Here is a 17,470-nt window from a genome sequence, read left to right as displayed (position 1 = left end):
CGCCGGAGCTTCGGGGAGGCGGCCGTGGCAGTCGTGTTCGACGCGGACTTCACTTCGACCAGGCAGTGGATCGCCGGGCGCAGCAGCGCATACCCCCGGATGGGGCCGACCAACCGGAGCGACCACAAGCTCGACTACCTGAGCCACGAGTACTGCCCGGGCGGGGTGTTCAGCGCGGTCCGGCGGCGCACCGGCGGCCTCTGGACCTGCAACCTGCTGACCACGGAGGGCAGTCCGGAGGCCTTCCAGGTCCGCACCGGGGACGTGCTGTCGGCCCAGGTCACCCTGCCCACCGGACTGGGTGCCTGGCCGGCGATCTGGACCTGGCGGGACGGCGGCAACGAGGTGGACGTCTTCGAGTACCACCCGGACAACCCGGACCTCCTGGAGATCTCCAACCACGTCCGCGGCGGCTTCCGGTACTGGCACGGCGGCGGTGTCGGGGTCGCCCCCGGCGCGAGCGTCGGCCTGCGGGTGGCGCTCGGCGCTCACTCCGTGGACTGGTACGTCGAGGACGAGCTGGTCTACGCGGACCTGCACGGGGTCGGGACCGGCTGGCACGCCTATCTGATCGTCAACCTGTCGGTGGCGGACGGGACGTACCACGACCGGCCGGCGTTCGACGGGCCGGACCGGCTGAGCTGGGTGTGCGAGAGCCTCACGGTCGAGCGCTGACCCGGCGGGGCGGGGTCACCGCTGTCGGCCCGCTGTCGGCCCGCGTTCGCTCCGCGTCCGGTCCGTTCGGTCCGACAGTACGCTTTCGGTCCGGGCTCAGTCCGAGTTGGACCACACCAGCAGTCCGGGGCCGTCCGGGGTGACCACCGGCACCCAGGCCTCGTCGGCCTCGTGGATACGGCCCTCGTCCAGCTCCAGGGCGTGCCGTGCGTCGGTCTGCCCGTCCGAGGTCCAGTAGGGGACGCGCCCGACGATCCCGCGCAACCTCGCGCGCTCGTCCTCGGGCCAGGAGTGGTTCCAGGTGCCTGCGCCGGCGAACTCCTCCTCGAAGAGCCGGCGCAGCGCGTCCAGTGCGGCGGGGTCGAACACCGGCACCAGGAAGCCCTCCGCCCGGCCCTGGCGGCACGCCTGGCCGCCGTACTGCTGTCGGTGGACGACGCCGGTCGGGGCCGCGACGATCACGTGCAGCCACCCGCCCTCGGGCGGGCCGTCCTGGTCGAGGGTCACGAAGCGTCGGGGGAGCACGGGAGCAGTCTGGCCGACGGCCCGGCCGTCGGGCCAGCGCCATTGCGCGGGGGTGTGCCGGTCGGAGGCGCGGCTAGGGCGCGAACGCGGCGGTGATCGGGCCGCCCGGGCCGGAGCGCTGGAACCAGACCGCCCGGCGGTGCGGGCCGATGTGCGCGGGGTCGGTGACGTACAGGTCGTCGCGCGGGGCGCGCTCGTTGCCGGGGGCCAGCGCGGCGTCCACCGCCTGGTCGGCGAGTTCGCGCAGCAGGGCGGTGACGGTGGCCTCGGCGGCGCTGGGGGCGATGGCGAGGGCGGCGAGTTCGCTCCAGAGCGCGGTGGAGAGGTAGGCGATCGGGGTGTGGTGGAGCGCGGGATGGGGCCGGTGGTCGGTGTGGCGGCGGAGCAGGCCGTCCGCGACGAGCTGCTCGGGGGAGCGGTGGCCGTCGGGCGGGTGGTGGTTCATGGGCGGAAACGCTACTCCGGTGGGCGGGGCCGCTTCGGCAGGAACGTTTTCTCAGGATTTCTTCACAGCGCTTTGACCAGGTGCGGGCGCACGATGGTGGTAAGGCGCTGATCACCCCCGGGCAGCGCGGCAGCCCGGGCCTCGTGGCGAGTGGGTCGCCACGGCGCCGCTCACCTCGGCGGGCCCGCTGGGCCGGAGGAGGAGGACCTGATGAGGCACTGGCATTGGCACGGTTACGGCCCCGGCCACGGACCGGGCGGCTGGGGCATCGCCGTGATGGTGATCATCTCGCTGCTCGTCCTGGCGGTGTTGGTGCTCCTGGCCGTCGCCCTGTTCCGGTACGTCTCCCGCTCGCGGCAGCCGATCCCGTACGGACCGGGCGCCGCCGGGGTGGCGGGTGGCGGGCCGCACGGGTGGGGGTCGCACGGCCCGACCCCGGAGCAGGTGCTCGCGGATCGGTTCGCGCGGGGCGAGATCGACGCGGAGGAGTACCGGCACCGGCTGGAGACCTTGCGCTCGCCGAGTGGCGCGGGAGGCGCGGGAGGTCCGGGCGGCCCGAGTGGCGCGGGAGGTCCGGACGGTCCCGGCGGCGGCTGACCGGGGGGATCCGGGGATGGAGGGGCGGGGGAACGGGTGAGGCCCGCCGCACACGGGGTGCGGCGGGCCTCCCTGCTGCCGGGGCCGCCGGAGCGGGGGACTCGGGTCTGCCCGGCAGGATCCGCCGGACGGACCCTGGCGGGGACCTACTCGACGATCAGCTCGACCGAGATGTTGCCCCGAGTGGCGCGGGAGTACGGGCAGACCTCGTGGGCCTGCTTGACCAGCAGCTCGCCGGTCTCGCCCGCGAGCGACTCGGGCAGCTCCACCCGCAGCACGACGGACAGGCCGAAGCCGGCGCCGTCCTTGCCGATGGAGACCTCGGCGGTCACCGAGGCCTCGCCGGTGTCCACCCGCGCCTGCCGGCCGACCAGGCCGAGGGCGCTGGCGAAGCAGGCGGCGTAGCCGGCCGCGAACAGCTGCTCGGGGTTGGTGCCCTGACCGCTACCGCCGAGCGCGGGCGGCATCGCGAGGGCGAGGTCCAGCTGGCCGTCGGAGCTGACGGCGCGGCCCTCACGGCCGTTGGCGGTGGCGGCGGCGGTGTAGAGCGCGTCCATGGTGGGTCCCTTCGTGATGCGCGGTCCGTGGTGCGTGGAGGTGCGCGGAGGCATGTGGGGATCGTGCTGCGTCGGCCGTGGCCGGCCCCTTGCGGAGGGCTCGGCCGGTGACCGCTCCATAATTAGAGCACACCATTAAATTGGGCACAACTGAATCGTGCGGCGACGGTCGGTACCATGGGGTCATGACCACGCTCCCCGGCATGGCGGACGAGGAACTGCTCCGCCTCGACCAGCAGATCTGCTTCTCGCTCAACGCGGCCTCGCGCGCCTTCGGTGGCGTCTACCGGGTCCTGCTCCGGGGGCTCGGGCTCACCTATCCGCAGTACCTGGTGATGCTGGTGCTCTGGGAGGACGGCGAACTGCCCGTCAAGCGGATCGGCGAGCGGCTGCGGCTCGACTCCGGCACCCTGTCCCCGCTGCTCAAGCGGCTGGAGGCGGCCGGATTGGTGCACCGTGTGCGCAGCCCCGAGGACGAGCGGTCGGTCACCGTCAGCCTCACCGCCGAGGGATCGGCGCTGCGCGAGCGGGCCGGCCAGGTGCCGCGCCGGCTGCTCACGGCGACCGGACTACCGGTCGAGGACCTGGCCGCGCTGCAGGTCCTGCTGGAGCGGGTGACCGTCGCGCTGGACTCGGCGGAGGTGGAGCCGGCGCCGTAGCCCCTGGGGGCTGGCGTCGACCGTGGCGCGGGTGTCGCGAGGGCTGGCGTCGACCGTGGCGAAGGCATCGCCCGGCTTGTCAAGCCGGCGTCCGGGTCGAGTGTGATCTGGGTCACTTCCGGGCTGGTGGGCGGTGTTCCATGTGCCCAAAGGAGCAGGTCAGCGGCACTGTTCGAAAATGAACGTAAACGTTCCCAAATGTCCGCCCGATCCGGTCGACAACCCGCACCTCCCGAACGGTTACAGCACGAGCCCCCCGAGGGGGCCGTCGGCGTGCCACCCCGGTGGGCCGGCCAGCTGACTCAGGAAGGGGGGCGCGTGTGAACACTCCCGGGCCGGGCGGGGAGCGGAGCCTGCGGGCGGACCCGCTCGACGACCTGCCGAACGACTTCGAGGCGTTCTTCACCCGCGAGAACACCGGCTACCTCCGCTACGCCCAGCAGCGCCTGCGCCACCGCGAGGACGCCCAGGACGCCGTGCAGAACGCCGGCACCACCCTCTACAAGAACTGGCGCCGGGCCCTGGCCAGCGAGGACCCGCAGGCCTTCGCGTTCAAGATCGTCAAGGACGCGGTGGTCGACGTCCTGCGCGAGCGCCGGCGCGCCGAACGCAAACGGCTGCGGGTGATCGCCCAGCGCCGCCCCGACACCAGCCAGGACGAGCTGGAGGAACTCGCCGAACTGGACGCCCTGGACTGGGCGATGGACGAACTCGCGCGCGCCGCGCCGGTCCAGGCCGATGTCGTCCGGCTGCGTCAGGCGGGCCTGTCCTACCACGACATCGGCCGCTCGCTCGGCATCGCGCACACCACCGCCCGCACCTACTACAGCCTGGGGCGGCGGCACCTGGAGTACCTGCTGGAGCACCCGGACGACGGGCAGGCGACATGAAGGTCACCGAGCTGCTGCGCGCCCACACCGCCGAGCTGGACCAGGAGTTCCGTGACCACGACCCGGCGGCCTTCACCCGCCGGCTGGCCGAACGGCTGGCCGCCGCCCGCCGGACCGCCCCCACCGGGCGAGAGCGACCCGCCCGCCCGCCCGCCGTCGCCCGGCCGCCGCACGCCCCGGCGGCCTGGGACCGTCCAGGCACCGCCGGACGGTCCGAACTGCGACGCGACCTGCGGCACCTGTGCGCCGGGGTGGCGGGCGCGGTGGAACCGGGGGAGCTGGCCCTGGACCTCGAACTCGCCGAGAAGACCGCGTTCCGCACCCTCGGCTGCCTGCTCTACGGCATGGGCCGCACCGCGGACGGGGTCTTCTGGTGGCGGATCGCCGTCCAGTACGGCGACCAGCTGGCCGTCCACTGCCTGGCGGTCCACTACGCCGCCGAGGGCGAACGGCGTGACGCCGCCCGTTGGGCCGCCGAGGCCGAGGACCTCAGCGACCCGGGGCGGCTGCCGCAACTCGCCCCGGAGGCCCGGCCGGGCTGCGCCGCCGAGCTGGCCCGACTGCTGGCGGAGCGCTACGACGGCGAGATCCTGCTGACCCTGCGGGGCGCCGTGGCGGCACCGCCGGCGGCGGACGAGGGGCGGCTGGGCGTGCGCGCGGTGCGGGGGCGGGGGGTGGTGCGGATCCGGTGATGGGGCTGGTGCGGTGGTGGGTTTGGTGCGGTGACGGGGCGGATGTGGCGGTGGGCCGGGTGCGGTGACCGGGCGGATCCGGTGACCGGGCGGGTGCTCTGGGGCAGGCGGATCGGTGGGTGCGGGTCAGCTGAGTCCGGAGACGGCGCTGCCGAGGTAGTCGGCGCCGAGCACGATCGGGACGGCGGTCATGATCGCCGCGTGGTGCGCCGCCATCCAGGCGCGCCACTCGCCGAGGGCGTGGACCGAGCGGTCGGCACCGCGGAACTGGACGGTGAGCGGGACGAGGGTGCCCAGCGAGCCGATCAGTACCAGCAGGGCGGCGGCCCCCGCCCGGGCTCCGGCACCGGAGGGGGCGGCGGCGATCGAGGCGGCGCCACCGACGGCCGGGATCAGGGTGGTGGGGCGGGACCAGACCAGGGCCGCGGCGAGGGCGGCGGACCGGGTCGGGGTGAGGCGATCGATCCCCAGCAGCCAGGTCGGTGGCGCGGTGACGTGCCCTGGCCGCGGGCGGTTGCGCCACTGCTGGGCCGCGAGGACGAGCAGGGCGATGCCCAGGGCGAGCTTCAGCCAGGACGACCAGGTCGGTCTGCCGCCGTCGGGGCTCAGCGCGCGCCCGGCCGCCACCACGAGCGCCACGACCGCCGCCAGGCCGAGCACCCAGCCGGCCGCGAACGCCGATCCGTTGGCCCGACCGCGCGGTGAGGCGAGGATCAGCAGCACGGCGATCAGCGGCAGCGGACTGAGCCCGACCGCCACCGCCGAGGCCAGCATCGGACCGATCGCCTCACCCATCGGCCTCACCCATCCGCGGACCTGCCTTCCCGTCGCCGGGCGCCGTCCGCCATTCAGCTACCGCCGGCGGCGGGGCGCACGGCCGGTACGGCCGTTCGGGTGAGGTCGAGCCGGTGGCGGGTCGATGTCCGGCGGGAACGGCCGGGGGCCGCCGCACCGGTGTGGTGTGACGGCCCCCGCGACGGACCGGGTCGGCCGGTGACCCGGTCGGTCGGTGCCCGGTCAGTCGGTGCCGGACTCGATCGCCGCGTGGTCGAGCGGGGTCGACCGGTTCTCGTCGCCGGTGCCGGCGGCGATCGGCGCCGCGCCGCCCGGGGCGAGCTCGCCGATCAGGCCGCTCCACTGCGCCAGCTGGCCATGACCCGCGTACTGCTCCAGCTTGCTGCGGGAGTCGGCGATGTCCAGGTTGCGCATGGTCAGCTGGCCGATCCGGTCGTCCGGGACGAAGGCGGCGTCGACGCTGCGCTCCATCGACAGCTTCTCCGGGTGGTAGCTGAAGTTCGGACCCTGGGTGTCGATCACCGAGTAGTCCTGGCCACGCCGCAGCCGCAGGGTCACGCTGCCGGTGACGGCCTGGCCGACCCACTTCTGCAGGCTGTCCCGGAGCATCAGCGCCTGCGGGTCGAACCAGCGGCCCTCGTACATCAGGCGGCCGAGGCGCCGACCCTGGGTGTGGTAGGTGGCGATGGTGTCCTCGTTGTGGATCGCGTTCAGGAGGCGCTCGTAAGCGATGTGCAGCAGCGCCATGCCCGGGGCCTCGTAGATGCCGCGGCTCTTGGCCTCGATGATCCGGTTCTCGATCTGGTCCGACATGCCCAGACCGTGCCGGCCGCCGATCTGGTTGGCCTCGTGCACCAGCTCCACGGCGGTGTCGAACTCACGGCCGTTGATCCGGACCGGACGGCCGAACTCGAAGTCGACCGTGACGTCCTCGGTCCGGATCTCGACGGACGGGTCCCAGAAGGCGACGCCCATGATCGGGGCGACGATCTCCATCGAGGTGTCCAGGTACTCCAGCCGCTTGGCCTCGTGGGTGGCGCCCCAGATGTTGGCGTCGGTGGAGTAGGCCTTCTCGGCGGAGTCCCGGTAGGGCAGGTCGCGCTCGGCCAGCCACTCGGACATCTCCTTGCGGCCGCCGAGCTGGTCGACGAAGTCCTGGTCCAGCCAGGGCTTGTAGATCCGCAGGTTGGGGTTGGCAAGCAGACCGTAGCGGTAGAACCGCTCGATGTCGTTGCCCTTGTAGGTGGAACCGTCGCCCCAGATGGAGACGCCGTCCTCCTGCATGGCCCGGACCAGCAGCGTGCCGGTCACGGCGCGGCCGAGCGGGGTGGTGTTGAAGTAGGTCTGCCCGGCGGAGCGGATGTGGAAGGCGCCGCAGGCCAGGGCGGCCAGGCCCTCCTCGACCAGCGGGGCCCGGCAGTCGATCAGGCGGGCCTGCTCGGCGCCGTAGGCACGGCCACGGGCCGGGACATCGGCGAGGTTCGGCTCGTCGTACTGGCCGATGTCGGCCGTGTAGGCGTAGGGGACGGCTCCGTGCTCGCGCATCCACGCGACCGCGACGGAGGTGTCCAACCCACCCGAGAATGCGATGCCGATCCGTTCACCGACCGGCAGCTTGCTCAAGACCTTCGACATGCATGCACCCTTGACCCACCCGCGGTGCGGGCTCCTGATTTAGCGACGTGTGAGGGGATTCGGCCTGATTGATCCGATGCCCGCACTCTGGCATAGATTTGCAGAGTACCGCAAGAGCATACGGACGCGTCGGTCGGGGTGGCTGCTCCTGTGGGTGGGTCCCCGTGGCCGCTCCGGGCATCAACTCCGTTGGACGGGGAGGTGTTTGGTGGCCTTGACGGGTTGCTCGGGCCGCTCGGGTCGGGGACTGGCGGGGAGCTGCAGGGAGCGGCGGGGAAAACGACGGGCCGGGCTCCCGAGGGGAGTCCGGCCCTGCAGCGGTGGCGGGGGTGCGAGGTCAGGCCTTGCGGCCGACGCCCGCGTACATCCAGCGGGTGGAGCCCGCGGTCGGGCCGTCCGGGCGCCAGAGCGGGACGAAGTCCACACCCGGTTCCAGCAGCTCCCAGCCCGTGAGGAAGGCCTCCACCTCGGAGCGGCCGCGGAGCCGGATGCGCGAATCGGTGTCGTCCCAGGTCTTCACGACCTCGGCGGCCCGCTGCGGATTGCCCTCGGCGGTGCTGTGCGAGAGCAGCAGGAAACTGCCCGGGGCGAGCCGACGGTGGACCGCCTGGACGGCTGCGGCGGCCTGGGCGTCGTCGACGAAGTGCAGGACGGCCACCAGCATGACGGCGACCGGCTGGGAGAGGTCGATCAGCTCGCGAAGCGCGGGCCGGTCGAGCAGTTCGTCGAGATCGCGCAGATCGCCGGTCAGCACGGTGGTGGAGTCGTTGCTCGCGAGCAGCGCCCGGCCGTGGGCGAGCACGATCGGGTCGTTGTCGATGTAGACCACCCGGGAGTCCGGGGCCAGCTCCTGCGCGACCTCGTGCACGTTGCCCCGGGCAGGCAGACCGGAGCCGATGTCGATGAACTGGCGGACGCCGGCCTCGACGCAGAGCCGGACGGCCCGGCGCAGGAAGGCGCGGTTCTCGCGGGCGGCCTGCGGGATGTCGGGCGCGGCGGCGATCGCGTGCTCTGCGGCCGCCCGGTCCGGCGGGAAGTTGTCCTTGCCACCCAGCCAGTAGTCGTAGATCCGGGCCGGGTGGGGGCGGTGGGTCTGCAGCATCACCGGGTCCACGAAGCCCGCCGGGTCGGTCACGTCCGTGGTGTTCGTGGCGTTGTCGAACTCGGGCATCGGGTCCCCTCCGTTTGGCCTGATCAACTGTCATCAGAAGCTGGCAGCCAGCCGGTTGATCGGTTCTGCATCGTACCCGGCCCACTTGGAAGGACGATCAGCGCCCCGGGTCGGGTTCACCTCGGGGGTCACCGGTGTCGGCGGAGGCCCGGGCGCGCAGCCAGGGCGTCCGGGCGGCGAGGACGCCGAGGCCGAGGGCCACCAGGTGTCCGGCGTCGGCCAGTTGCTGGTCCGACGCCCAGGCGCCGGCCAGTGCGAGGGCCAGGGCCGGCAGGCCGTACCGGCGCAGCGCGCGCGGGCCCAGGGCGAGCAGGCAGCCGACTGTGGCGACCAGCCCGTAGCTGATCCCCACGTCCCTCGCGCGGGAGAGCGCGCCCGGGATGCGGGTGGTCAGCATCACCCACATCGCCCCCTCGGTGAGCAGGGTGGCGCCGAGGTGGCCGAGGACGAACACCGCGCCCGCGCGGGCCGGGCCCCAGCGCCACTCGGCCAGACCCAGGGCGACGGCGACGGCCGCGATGCCGGCCCACGCCGGGACGCCGTCGACCACCAGGCCGCTGGTGAACAGCGTCCACCACTTGCCCACCTCCATGTGGTGGACGTTGCTGCTGTTGTGCCGGACGAACCGGGCCCGCGCGGCATGGCTCTCGTTGGCGAGCCAGGAGGCGGTGAGGGTCAGCAGGGCGACGTAGACGGAGGTGAGGCGCAGCCGGAGGGCGGTTCTGCGGGCAGTCGAGCGGAGGGCGGCCGTTCTGGACGCCGCTCGCGGGGCGGTGGCGGGGTCGGTCGGTTTCGTCGTCCCGAGGCGGTCCGTCATCGTGCCTGGCGCCCTTGCTGTGCGGTATCCGGTGCCGGCGGCTCCACGGGCAGCCGGAGAGCCAGCCTACGGCAGTCGGGGGTGCCCGCTCACCGACGGTTCCCGGACGGGTGACGGCGGTGACGCCCGTGACGCCAGTGACGCCAGTGGGGCCTGTGGGGCCCGTGCGGCCCGTGGAGCCCGAGCGGTCGGCAGGCGGCTCGCAGGCGGCCTGCGGGCGGGGGCCTGCGGGCGGTCGTCGGGGGGGATCACCCGAACGGGCCGCCGCGGCGGCGGGCGGGGGCCCGGCCGGGCGAGGGTGAGGGGGAGCGTCGAGGAGGCGTCGATGACCGGCAGCTCCACCGGGGTGCAGCAGGCGCGCCGGGGGCCCTGGTGGGCGCGCGCGGCTCGGGCGGTGTGGCGGTACATCCGGCGCGCTCCCGGCACCTACATCTGGCTGGCGATCCTGCTGGTCACCACCCAGGTGATCCGGCACGTCGACCCGGTGACCGCGGACCGGATCCTGGAGCGGCGCTCCACCAACCTCCACCATCTGCAGGTCTCGCCGGTCCGGGTACTGGCGACCAGCGCGCTGTGGATCGCCGGCGGCGGCTGGCTCGGCTACTTCGTGCTGTACAACCTGTTCCACGTGCCCGCCGAGCGCTGGCTGGGCACACTGCGCTGGCTCTCGGTCGCGGCGCTGGCGCACGTCGGTGCGACGTACCTCAGCGAGGGCGTCCTCGGCTGGGCGATCCACCGCGGCATCGCCGCGCCGAAGGCCGTCTACACGCTGGACTACGGCGTGAGCTACGCGCTCGCCGGGGTGGTCGGAGTGCTCACCTACCTCATCGTGCGGCCCTGGCGGTACCTGTACCTGGTGGGGGTGCTGGCCGTGTACGTCTACGGCGTCCATCACAGCCGGGACTACACCAGCATCGGCCACCTCAGCGCGGCGCTGATCGGGCTCGCCTGCTACCCGATCGCCCGGGATCGACCGGGCTCCTTCGACCCGGTCGCCTTCGTGCGTGCGGGCGGGCGGCGGTTGCGCGGGAGGCTGCGCGAGCGGTGAGGGGCGAGTGGTGGGGGCGGGCGGTGAGGGGCGAGCGGTGATCGGTGCGCCGTGCTCGGCACTCGGCCGGCGCGGTGTGGCAGCCCCGGGTATTCGCTGAATGCCAACTGTTCGACAGTGTAAGGCTCTTAACCGCCTTTTACCGTACGGGCCTTCCCTCCACCGGGCACACCCACCAGGCTTACCCCCTGTTTCGCCGGGACCGTGCGACCGCGCGGCCGGCCTCAGGGGAGGACCGCACTCGTGCCCATCAGGCAACATCGACGGCTGCTGCTCAGCGCTGTCACGCTCACCGCCCTCGGACTGACCACCACCCAGGCACTCGCCGCGCCGTCGACGTCGCCCACGGCGCAGCCCTGGCAGGTGCGGCACCAGGGGGACATCGGGAAGCAGCACGCCGCGAAGACCAAGAAGGCCACCGCCCTCTCGACCTTCAGCCCCAAGGCCGACTCGGAGGCCGGGGACGGCGGCGACGAGGCGGAGAACTCCGCCGAGGGCGTCGCCCAGTACACGGAGGCACGCACCGCCCCCGGTGTCGTGGCGCCGGGCGCGTACAGCGCGGCCTGGGCGCAGCTGCAGTCGATGCCGCACACCGGCGGAAACTGGAAGCACGTCACCGACAAGCCGTACAACTCCGACGACCCGCGCTACCGGGACGTCAACTCCAACTCCAGCGGCGGCGCCGGCCTGGTGACCGGCCGGATCACCGGCATCGCGGCCGACAGCAACGGCTATGTGTACGCGGGCGGCGCCGACGGCGGGGTGTTCCGCTCCCGCACCGGTGGCGGCCGGTGGGAGCCGATCGCGGACAAGCTGCCGACCCTGTCCACGGGCACGCTGAACCTGGACGAGGGCGGCCGGCTCTGGTACGCCACCGGTGAGTCCAACACCGGGGCCACCTCCTATGTGGGCACGGGCGTGTACGTGCTGTCCGACCCGCAGCACGGGAAGTTCCAGCCCGGCAACCGGGTGGGCGGGGCGGAGCTGGAGTCGACCATCATCCACGCGCTGCGCTTCGGCGGCGGTAAGGTCTGGGCGGCCACCAGCCGGGGTGTGTGGAGCCACTCGACCTCCGACCTGTCGGGCCCGTGGACGCTGGAGTTCGCACCCAACCCGGACTACCTGCCGGGCGGCTCCATGGCCAAGGACCCGAGCGCGCCGTACAAGAACATCGCCAATGACATCGCCATCGACCCCAAGGACCCGTCCAAGGTCATCCTGGCGGTCGGCTGGCGCGGCGGTGACACCTACAACGGCTTCTACAGCAAGGCTGCCGACGGCAGTTGGCAGCGCGTCGCCTCGATGGGCGACCTCCCGGCGGACGCTGCGAACGTCGGCAACGTGACCTTCGCGCGCTCGGCCGACGGTTCGCGCTACTACGCGATCGACCAGTCCCCGGACGTCATGGCGCACAACCCGGACACCGGCCTCAAGGGCATCTACGTCTCCAAGTCCGGCTCCCCGTACGGCCCGTGGACGCTCATCGCGGACAAGGACAAACTGAAGGGATCGGGCTCCGCGCTCCAGGACGCGGGATACCAGCCCGGTATCCAGGCCTGGTACAACCAGTCCCTCCAGGTCGACCCGGCCAACCCCGACCACGTCTACGCGGGTCTGGAGGAGGTCTTCGAGACCACCGACGGCGGCAGCAACTGGGCGACCGTCGGGCCGTACTGGAACAACGGCTTCCCGTGCTGGAGCATCGACCCGAGCAAGCAGACCGGTGACTGCTCGCCCACCACCCACTCCGACCAGCACGCCGTCGCCTTCGGCAGCTACCAGGGCAAGGTGAACGTCTACGTCGGCAACGACGGCGGCATCTACCGGCGCCCCGGCAAGGGGCAGTTGGACGCCTGGGGCCACGGTAAGGACTGGACGCCGCTCAACGACGGCACCATCGACACCCTCCAGTACTACTCGGTCGGCATCGGCAAGGACCCGGCGGACCGCTCCGGCAAGGGCGTCATCGTCACCGGCGGCCTCCAGGACAACGGCCAGTCGATCCTGCGCGCCCACGACAAGGTGATGGGCTCCAACTTCGGCGGCGACGGCGCGGACACCCTGGTCGACCCGGCCAACGGCTGCAACATCGCCGAGGAGTACGTCTACCTGGACATGTGGGTCACCCAGAACTGCGCGGTCAACGACGGCAGCTGGACGAAGGACCCGAGCAAGGCCACGTCCTTCGAGATCGCCCCGCCGGACAAGGACACCAACGCCGCCCGCTTCATCGCGCCGCTCACCAGTGACCCCAAGGACAGCAACACCTGGATCGCGGGCGGTCGGCACGTCTGGGTGCAGCACAAGGGGTACGCGATCCGCAGCGGCAGCGAGTGGACCAGTGCGTACGACCTGGGCGCCGGGCACGTCGCCACGGCCGTCGCCACCGTCAACGGCACGGTGTACGCGGGCTGGTGCGGCCCGTGCAACAACCAGGGGTTCAGCCGCGGCATCGCGGTCGGCAACATCGACGGCACCGGTTGGCACCAGCTGAGCCTGCCCGTCGACGGCACCCTGCCGAACCGCTACATCTCCTCCTTCGCGGTGGACGAGAAGGACGCCCGGCACGTCCTCGTCGCCTTCAACGGGTTCTCCCGGACCTGGACCGAGGGCCCCGGCGCGGGCATCGGCCACCTCTTCGAGACCCGTGACGGCGGCGCGACCTGGACCGATGTCTCGGCGAACCTGCCCGACGTCCCGGCGACCTCGGTGAAGATCCTGCCCGACGGCGGCCTCGCCCTCGGTACCGATCTCGCCGCCTTCTACCGCGCGCCGGGCGAGAGCCGGTTCTCGGTGCTCGGCCGCAACCTGCCCACCACCGCGGTGCAGCAGCTCAGGACCGGCCCCGACGGCCGCCTCTACGCCGCCACCTTCGGGCGCGGCATCTGGTCGATCGACCCGCACGCGCTGTCCCAGGACGACAACAGCCAGGGTGACGACAACAGCCAGGGCGACGACAGCCAGGGCTGATCGTCTCGCTTCGTTTCCGGTGCCCGGCCCGCTCGGCACGAGCGGGCCGGGCACCGGCGCGCCCGGCCCGCGTCCGGTGCCGCGGGTGGGCGCAGTGGACGGATGCGATGGATGGATGCGGTAGGTGGGCGCGCGGCGAGGCCGGGCTATTGGCCGACGCGCTGGGCCAGGCAGAGGATGTTGCCCTCGCTGTCCTTGAACCAGGCAGCACGCATCCCCTCCCCCTCGGCCACGCCGTTGACCGTCTTGAGGCCGGGGAAGTCGTACTCCTCGAAGGTGATGCCGCGCTCACCCAGGGCGGACATCTCGCCGTCGAGGTCGGCGACCTTGAAACTGGCGAGGGTGTGGGCGGCCTGTCCACCACTGGGGGTGCGGTAGACGGTGAACTGGGTCGCGCCGCACTCGCAGGTCAGTTCCTCCTCACCCTCCGCTACGAGCTTGAGGCCGAGGGTGTCGGTGTAGAAGGCCTTGGCGCGGGCGAGATCGGTGGCGGGGATGACCGCTTGCAGCGGTCCGTCTCCAAGCATGGTGTTTCGCCTCCTCTCGGTTACCAGGCTAGGGAGGTAGGGAGCCCGTCGCTCGGCGGGTGGGGACCGCTCCGGGCCGTGGGCGGCCGATCACGCCGAGGAGTTCACACCGAGGAGTTCAGGCAGGGACACGATGTAGTTGTCAAGGAGCGGTCAGTGGCGGCCGGTCGGCGCGGGGGCCGGCAGGCCGCGGGTCGTATACCGTCCGTCATGGCGGGCCGCCTTCCTGAACGTCCTTGTGCTGCGGAGTAGTTCGTACGCTGTCACGCGGCGTGGTCGGTTCGCAACCGATTTATCACCCTCCTGTCGGCCAGGCCTCCGGGACCCGCTCCAGGACGCCGGCGCCGAACAGCTCGTACAGCGGCAGGGTCTCCAGGTGGACGTAGCCGATGTGGCAGTCGCACACCGACGACGGGCAGGCGCGTGGCCGCAGTTGAGCCCGGTAGCTGCCGTCGTAGAGGTTGCCGAGGACGTCCCGGACGAAGTGGCAGCGGCGCACCGTGCCGTCGCCGTCCACCGACAACACCGACTCGCCCGTGCGGCAGGGCAGCCCGGCGCTCGGGTGGGCGTGCCGGCTGTAACCGAAGTGCGGGTCCAGGGACGTCCACTGGTCGGCCTCTGTGTCGGTGTAGCTGCGTCCCTCGGCCGCGTTGACCCACAGGTACACCTCGGGCGCGAGCGCCGCGCGCAGCCGCCGGGCCTCGGCGAGGTGCTCCGGTTGCCCGACCACGCCCACGCTGTAGCGCACCCGGAGCGCGTCCAGCTCGCGGCACTTGGCGAGGAAGCGGTCGTGCCGGACCTGGCCCGGGTGGTAGGTGACCCAGAGGGCGAGGGCCGTGCGGTCGGCCTCGGCGAGCCACTCGGTGCGGCAGCTGAGGTTGGTCTGGATCGCGACCCGGCGCACGTGCGGGAGCCGGCTCAGCTCGACCAGCGCGCGGCGGTACCAGGAGCGCACCAGGCCCTCACCCCAGGGGGTGAACAGCAGCGAAAGGGTGTCGCCGCTGCCCGCGCGGGCAGCGGCCCAGGCGGTGAAGCGTTCCAGCGCCGCTCGGTCGGCCCGCAGTTGATCGGGGGTGTCGCGGCGCTTGGCGAACGGGCAGTAGGGGCAGTCGTAGTCGCAGGAGGAGAGCGGGCCGCGGTAGAGCAGGGTGAGGTCCCGGGGCTGCGCACCGTCGCCGTCGTCGTCGCCCCCGGCGGCGGGTACGGCCGAGGGCATGCCGAGGAAGGTCATTTCGCCTCGTAGGCCGCCATCAGGGCCCGGACCTCGGGCGAGAAGAGCAGCGGGCCCACCGCGTCCGAGTGCGCCAGCCCCTCCGGGGTGAGCCTCAAGCGCTCCGGATCGTCGGCGAGCCAGCCGCGCTCGGCGAACCCGGCCAGCTCCGCCCCGAAGTCCTCGCCCGGCGAACCGCCGAAGCGGGCGCGGTAGTCGGCCAGCGGCATGCCCTCGGCCTGCAGCAGCGACTGCACCAGGTGGCGGCGGCGCGGCTCCGCACCACTCATCCAGTGGCCCACCTCGGCGCGGTGGAAGTCCTCGGTGGCGACGTAGTCGTCGATGATGCCGCGCACCTCGGAGGCGTTCACCGCGTAGTCGAAGGAGTAGTGCAGCCGCGAGGTGTAGGAGCGGGCGCCGCAACCCAGGCCGACCATGCCGTCGGTCTGGCAGGCGTACTCGCTCGCGCCGGCCTGCGGGGAGGCCGCGCGGCGGAACATCCGCATCGACACCTGCTCGTAGCCGTTGGCCAGCAGGTGGTCCCGGCCGGCGCGGTAGAGCGCGAGCCGGCGGGCGTCCCAGGCGGCGGCACTCTCCTGCTCGCCGAGGCGGGCCAGGCCGGTGAGTGGGCGCACGTACAGCGGGTAGAGGTACAGCTCCTCGGGCTGCCAGTGCAGGGCGGCGTCCAGCGAGCGCAGCCAACTCGTCTCGGTCTGGCCGGCTATGCCGTAGATGAGGTCGATGTTCAGCACCGGGATGCCGGCGGCGCGGATCCGGCCCAGGGCGGCCTCCGCCTCGGCCCGCTTCTGCGGGCGGACGGCCGAGCGGGCCTCGGTGTCGTCGAAGGACTGCACGCCCATGCTCAGCCGGGTGGTGCCCCGGGCGGCCAGTACCTCCAGCCGGTCGGCGGTCGCGGTGGAGGGCGAGGCCTCCACCGACAGCGGCACCGCCCGGAGGTCGACACCCATCCGCTGCTCGGCGATGTCGCACAGCCGCTCCAGCTCGGCGGCCGTCAGGTAGGTGGGGGTTCCGCCGCCGAACGCGGCCAGCGCGAACCGGGCGCCCTCGTCCAGCGCCGAACGCACGGCGACGGCCTGGCGCTCCAGGGCGTCCAGGTAGGCGGTGGTCAGGCCCTCGGGGCTGCCGATCCGGGTGAACAGGTTGCAGAAGCCGCAGCGGACCTCGCAGAACGGGATGTGAAGGTACAGCGAGAGGGCGTGCTGCGGCTCTCCGCTCCACAGCTCGCTCAGCGGCGGGCGCTCGGGCAGTGGGCGGTAGGCCGTCTTGTGCGGGTAGGCGTAGACGTACGACTGGTACGGCGAGTCGGGGAGCGGGGGTGCGGCGGTCATCGACGCTCCTCAGCGGTGGCGGTGGCGGTGGCGGTGGCGGTGGCGGTGCCGTTGCCGGCGGTGCCGGTGCCGGTGGCGGTGCCGTTGCCGGCGGTGCCGGTGGGCCGGGTGGGGATGGTGAAGTGGGCGTACGGGACCGTCCAGACCACCTCGTGGCCGATCCGGTGCCCGGTGTAGCCGTCCTCGCCGTACGCCGTGCCGTGGTCGGAGCAGACGATGGCGAAGCAGGGGCGGCGGGCGCTCATCGCCGCGAACAGGCGGCCGATGTGGGCGTCCACGTACTCCAGCGCGGCGGCGTGGCTGGCCCGGGAGTCACCGTGCTCACGGGTGGCGCCGGGCAGGTGGAACCAGTTGGGCTGGTGTAGCGCCGAGACGTTCAGGAACAGGAACAGCGGCTGCTCGGCGGGCTGTTCGGCGGCGACCCGCTCGGCCCGGGCGACCTGCTCCTCGAAGGACGTCGGGGAGGCCACACCCAGCTCCGGTGCCCAGTGGCTCTCCTGGAACAGGCCGGGCAACACGGAGCCGAGCGGGCCCTGCTTGTTGAAGAAGCCGACGCCTCCGATGCAGACCGTTCGGTACCCGGCCGCGCCCAGGGCGGTCGGCAGGTCGGGCGCGTCGAAGACCCAGGTCCGGGTGGCCGTGCTCTCCGAACCGGCGAAGCGGGCCGCGAACAGCCGGGGGTGGGGGCCGCCGGGCGAGGCCGGGGTGGGCAGGAAACCGGCCATGATCGCCTGGTGGGAGGCGTAGGTGAAGCTGCCGGGCGCGTGCCGGCGCTCCCAGCGGCCGCCGGGGAGGAAGGCGGCCAGGTGTGGGATGCGGCCGGCCGAGGCCAGCTCCTCGGCGACGTCGAAGCGCAGCGTGTCGAGGGTGACGAGCAGCAGGTCGTGGCTGCCCACCACCGCGTTCAT

At 72.8% G+C, this 17,470-nt stretch carries 18 protein-coding genes; 7 read left to right on the top strand and 11 right to left on the bottom strand.

Annotation, left to right across the window (positions count from 1 at the left end; translation table 11 throughout):
• The first annotated feature begins 24 nt into the window (after nucleotides 1–24).
• On the top strand, nucleotides 25–675 hold the full coding sequence (locus tag ACFWIS_RS02085) for a beta-glucanase (RefSeq protein ID WP_380452383.1): 651 nt from the start codon (nucleotides 25–27) through the stop codon (nucleotides 673–675).
• A gap of 96 nt (nucleotides 676–771) precedes the next feature.
• Here ACFWIS_RS02085 and ACFWIS_RS02080 read toward each other — a convergent pair whose 3' ends face one another.
• The gene (locus ACFWIS_RS02080; RefSeq protein ID WP_380452385.1) at nucleotides 772–1,200 is read right to left on the bottom strand and encodes a DUF6210 family protein; all 429 of its coding nucleotides are present in this window, start codon (nucleotides 1,198–1,200) and stop codon (nucleotides 772–774) included.
• 73 nt (nucleotides 1,201–1,273) lie between these two features.
• Nucleotides 1,274–1,645 (bottom strand): hypothetical protein, encoded by a 372-nt coding sequence (locus tag ACFWIS_RS02075; RefSeq protein WP_380452387.1) that lies wholly within the window; start codon nucleotides 1,643–1,645, stop codon nucleotides 1,274–1,276.
• A gap of 210 nt (nucleotides 1,646–1,855) precedes the next feature.
• On the opposite strand from ACFWIS_RS02075, the gene ACFWIS_RS02070 reads away from it, so the two are divergent.
• Nucleotides 1,856–2,242, top strand: a complete 387-nt coding sequence (locus ACFWIS_RS02070) for an SHOCT domain-containing protein (protein WP_380452389.1) — start codon at nucleotides 1,856–1,858, stop codon at nucleotides 2,240–2,242.
• 146 nt (nucleotides 2,243–2,388) lie between these two features.
• Here ACFWIS_RS02070 and ACFWIS_RS02065 read toward each other — a convergent pair whose 3' ends face one another.
• Nucleotides 2,389–2,799 (bottom strand): organic hydroperoxide resistance protein, encoded by a 411-nt coding sequence (locus ACFWIS_RS02065; RefSeq protein WP_380452391.1) that lies wholly within the window; start codon nucleotides 2,797–2,799, stop codon nucleotides 2,389–2,391.
• A gap of 185 nt (nucleotides 2,800–2,984) precedes the next feature.
• Here ACFWIS_RS02065 and ACFWIS_RS02060 point away from each other — a divergent pair, with 185 nt between their 5' ends.
• The 3 genes from ACFWIS_RS02060 (at nucleotide 2,985) to ACFWIS_RS02050 (ending at nucleotide 5,040) form a co-directional block, all read left to right on the top strand.
• Nucleotides 2,985–3,458, top strand: a complete 474-nt coding sequence (locus tag ACFWIS_RS02060) for a MarR family winged helix-turn-helix transcriptional regulator (protein ID WP_380452393.1) — start codon at nucleotides 2,985–2,987, stop codon at nucleotides 3,456–3,458.
• Nucleotides 3,459–3,778: 320 nt separating this feature from the next.
• Nucleotides 3,779–4,348, top strand: coding sequence for an RNA polymerase sigma factor (locus ACFWIS_RS02055; protein ID WP_380452395.1), 570 nt, complete (start codon nucleotides 3,779–3,781; stop codon nucleotides 4,346–4,348).
• Complete coding sequence (locus tag ACFWIS_RS02050) at nucleotides 4,345–5,040, top strand: hypothetical protein (RefSeq protein ID WP_380452397.1); 696 nt, start codon at nucleotides 4,345–4,347, stop codon at nucleotides 5,038–5,040. Before ACFWIS_RS02055 ends, ACFWIS_RS02050 begins: the two co-directional genes overlap by 4 nt.
• A gap of 126 nt (nucleotides 5,041–5,166) precedes the next feature.
• Here ACFWIS_RS02050 and ACFWIS_RS02045 read toward each other — a convergent pair whose 3' ends face one another.
• From ACFWIS_RS02045 to ACFWIS_RS02030, 4 genes are all read right to left on the bottom strand, one after another.
• The gene (locus ACFWIS_RS02045) at nucleotides 5,167–5,835 is read right to left on the bottom strand and encodes a GAP family protein (RefSeq protein WP_380452399.1); all 669 of its coding nucleotides are present in this window, start codon (nucleotides 5,833–5,835) and stop codon (nucleotides 5,167–5,169) included.
• 222 nt (nucleotides 5,836–6,057) lie between these two features.
• Complete coding sequence (argG, locus tag ACFWIS_RS02040) at nucleotides 6,058–7,470, bottom strand: argininosuccinate synthase (protein WP_380452401.1); 1,413 nt, start codon at nucleotides 7,468–7,470, stop codon at nucleotides 6,058–6,060.
• Nucleotides 7,471–7,807: 337 nt separating this feature from the next.
• On the bottom strand, nucleotides 7,808–8,641 hold the full coding sequence (locus ACFWIS_RS02035; RefSeq protein WP_380452403.1) for an SAM-dependent methyltransferase: 834 nt from the start codon (nucleotides 8,639–8,641) through the stop codon (nucleotides 7,808–7,810).
• Between the two features lie 97 nt (nucleotides 8,642–8,738).
• Nucleotides 8,739–9,458, bottom strand: coding sequence for a rhomboid-like protein (locus ACFWIS_RS02030; protein WP_380452405.1), 720 nt, complete (start codon nucleotides 9,456–9,458; stop codon nucleotides 8,739–8,741).
• Between the two features lie 325 nt (nucleotides 9,459–9,783).
• Between ACFWIS_RS02030 and ACFWIS_RS02025 the strand changes: the two genes are divergently transcribed.
• Both ACFWIS_RS02025 and ACFWIS_RS02020 read left to right on the top strand, forming a co-directional pair.
• Nucleotides 9,784–10,506: a rhomboid-like protein gene (locus ACFWIS_RS02025; RefSeq protein ID WP_380452407.1), complete on the top strand. Its 723-nt coding sequence runs from the start codon at nucleotides 9,784–9,786 to the stop codon at nucleotides 10,504–10,506.
• A 243-nt stretch (nucleotides 10,507–10,749) separates the two neighbouring features.
• Nucleotides 10,750–13,476, top strand: coding sequence for a glycosyl hydrolase (locus tag ACFWIS_RS02020; protein ID WP_380452409.1), 2,727 nt, complete (start codon nucleotides 10,750–10,752; stop codon nucleotides 13,474–13,476).
• A 146-nt stretch (nucleotides 13,477–13,622) separates the two neighbouring features.
• Here ACFWIS_RS02020 and ACFWIS_RS02015 read toward each other — a convergent pair whose 3' ends face one another.
• From ACFWIS_RS02015 to ACFWIS_RS02000, 4 genes are all read right to left on the bottom strand, one after another.
• A complete protein-coding gene (locus tag ACFWIS_RS02015; RefSeq protein ID WP_380452411.1) occupies nucleotides 13,623–14,003 on the bottom strand; it encodes a VOC family protein in 381 nt (126 codons plus the stop codon).
• A gap of 295 nt (nucleotides 14,004–14,298) precedes the next feature.
• The gene (locus ACFWIS_RS02010) at nucleotides 14,299–15,219 is read right to left on the bottom strand and encodes an STM4011 family radical SAM protein (protein WP_380452446.1); all 921 of its coding nucleotides are present in this window, start codon (nucleotides 15,217–15,219) and stop codon (nucleotides 14,299–14,301) included.
• An 11-nt stretch (nucleotides 15,220–15,230) separates the two neighbouring features.
• The gene (locus ACFWIS_RS02005; RefSeq protein ID WP_380452413.1) at nucleotides 15,231–16,562 is read right to left on the bottom strand and encodes an STM4012 family radical SAM protein; all 1,332 of its coding nucleotides are present in this window, start codon (nucleotides 16,560–16,562) and stop codon (nucleotides 15,231–15,233) included.
• A complete protein-coding gene (locus tag ACFWIS_RS02000; RefSeq protein WP_380452448.1) occupies nucleotides 16,559–17,470 on the bottom strand; it encodes an STM4013/SEN3800 family hydrolase in 912 nt (303 codons plus the stop codon). Before ACFWIS_RS02000 ends, ACFWIS_RS02005 begins: the two co-directional genes overlap by 4 nt.

This window comes from Kitasatospora sp. NPDC127060, assembly GCF_042724935.1.
GTDB lineage: Bacteria > Actinomycetota > Actinomycetes > Streptomycetales > Streptomycetaceae > Kitasatospora.
Note: the sequence above shows the minus strand (reverse complement) of the source record. Positions and strands in the feature narration are given on the sequence as shown.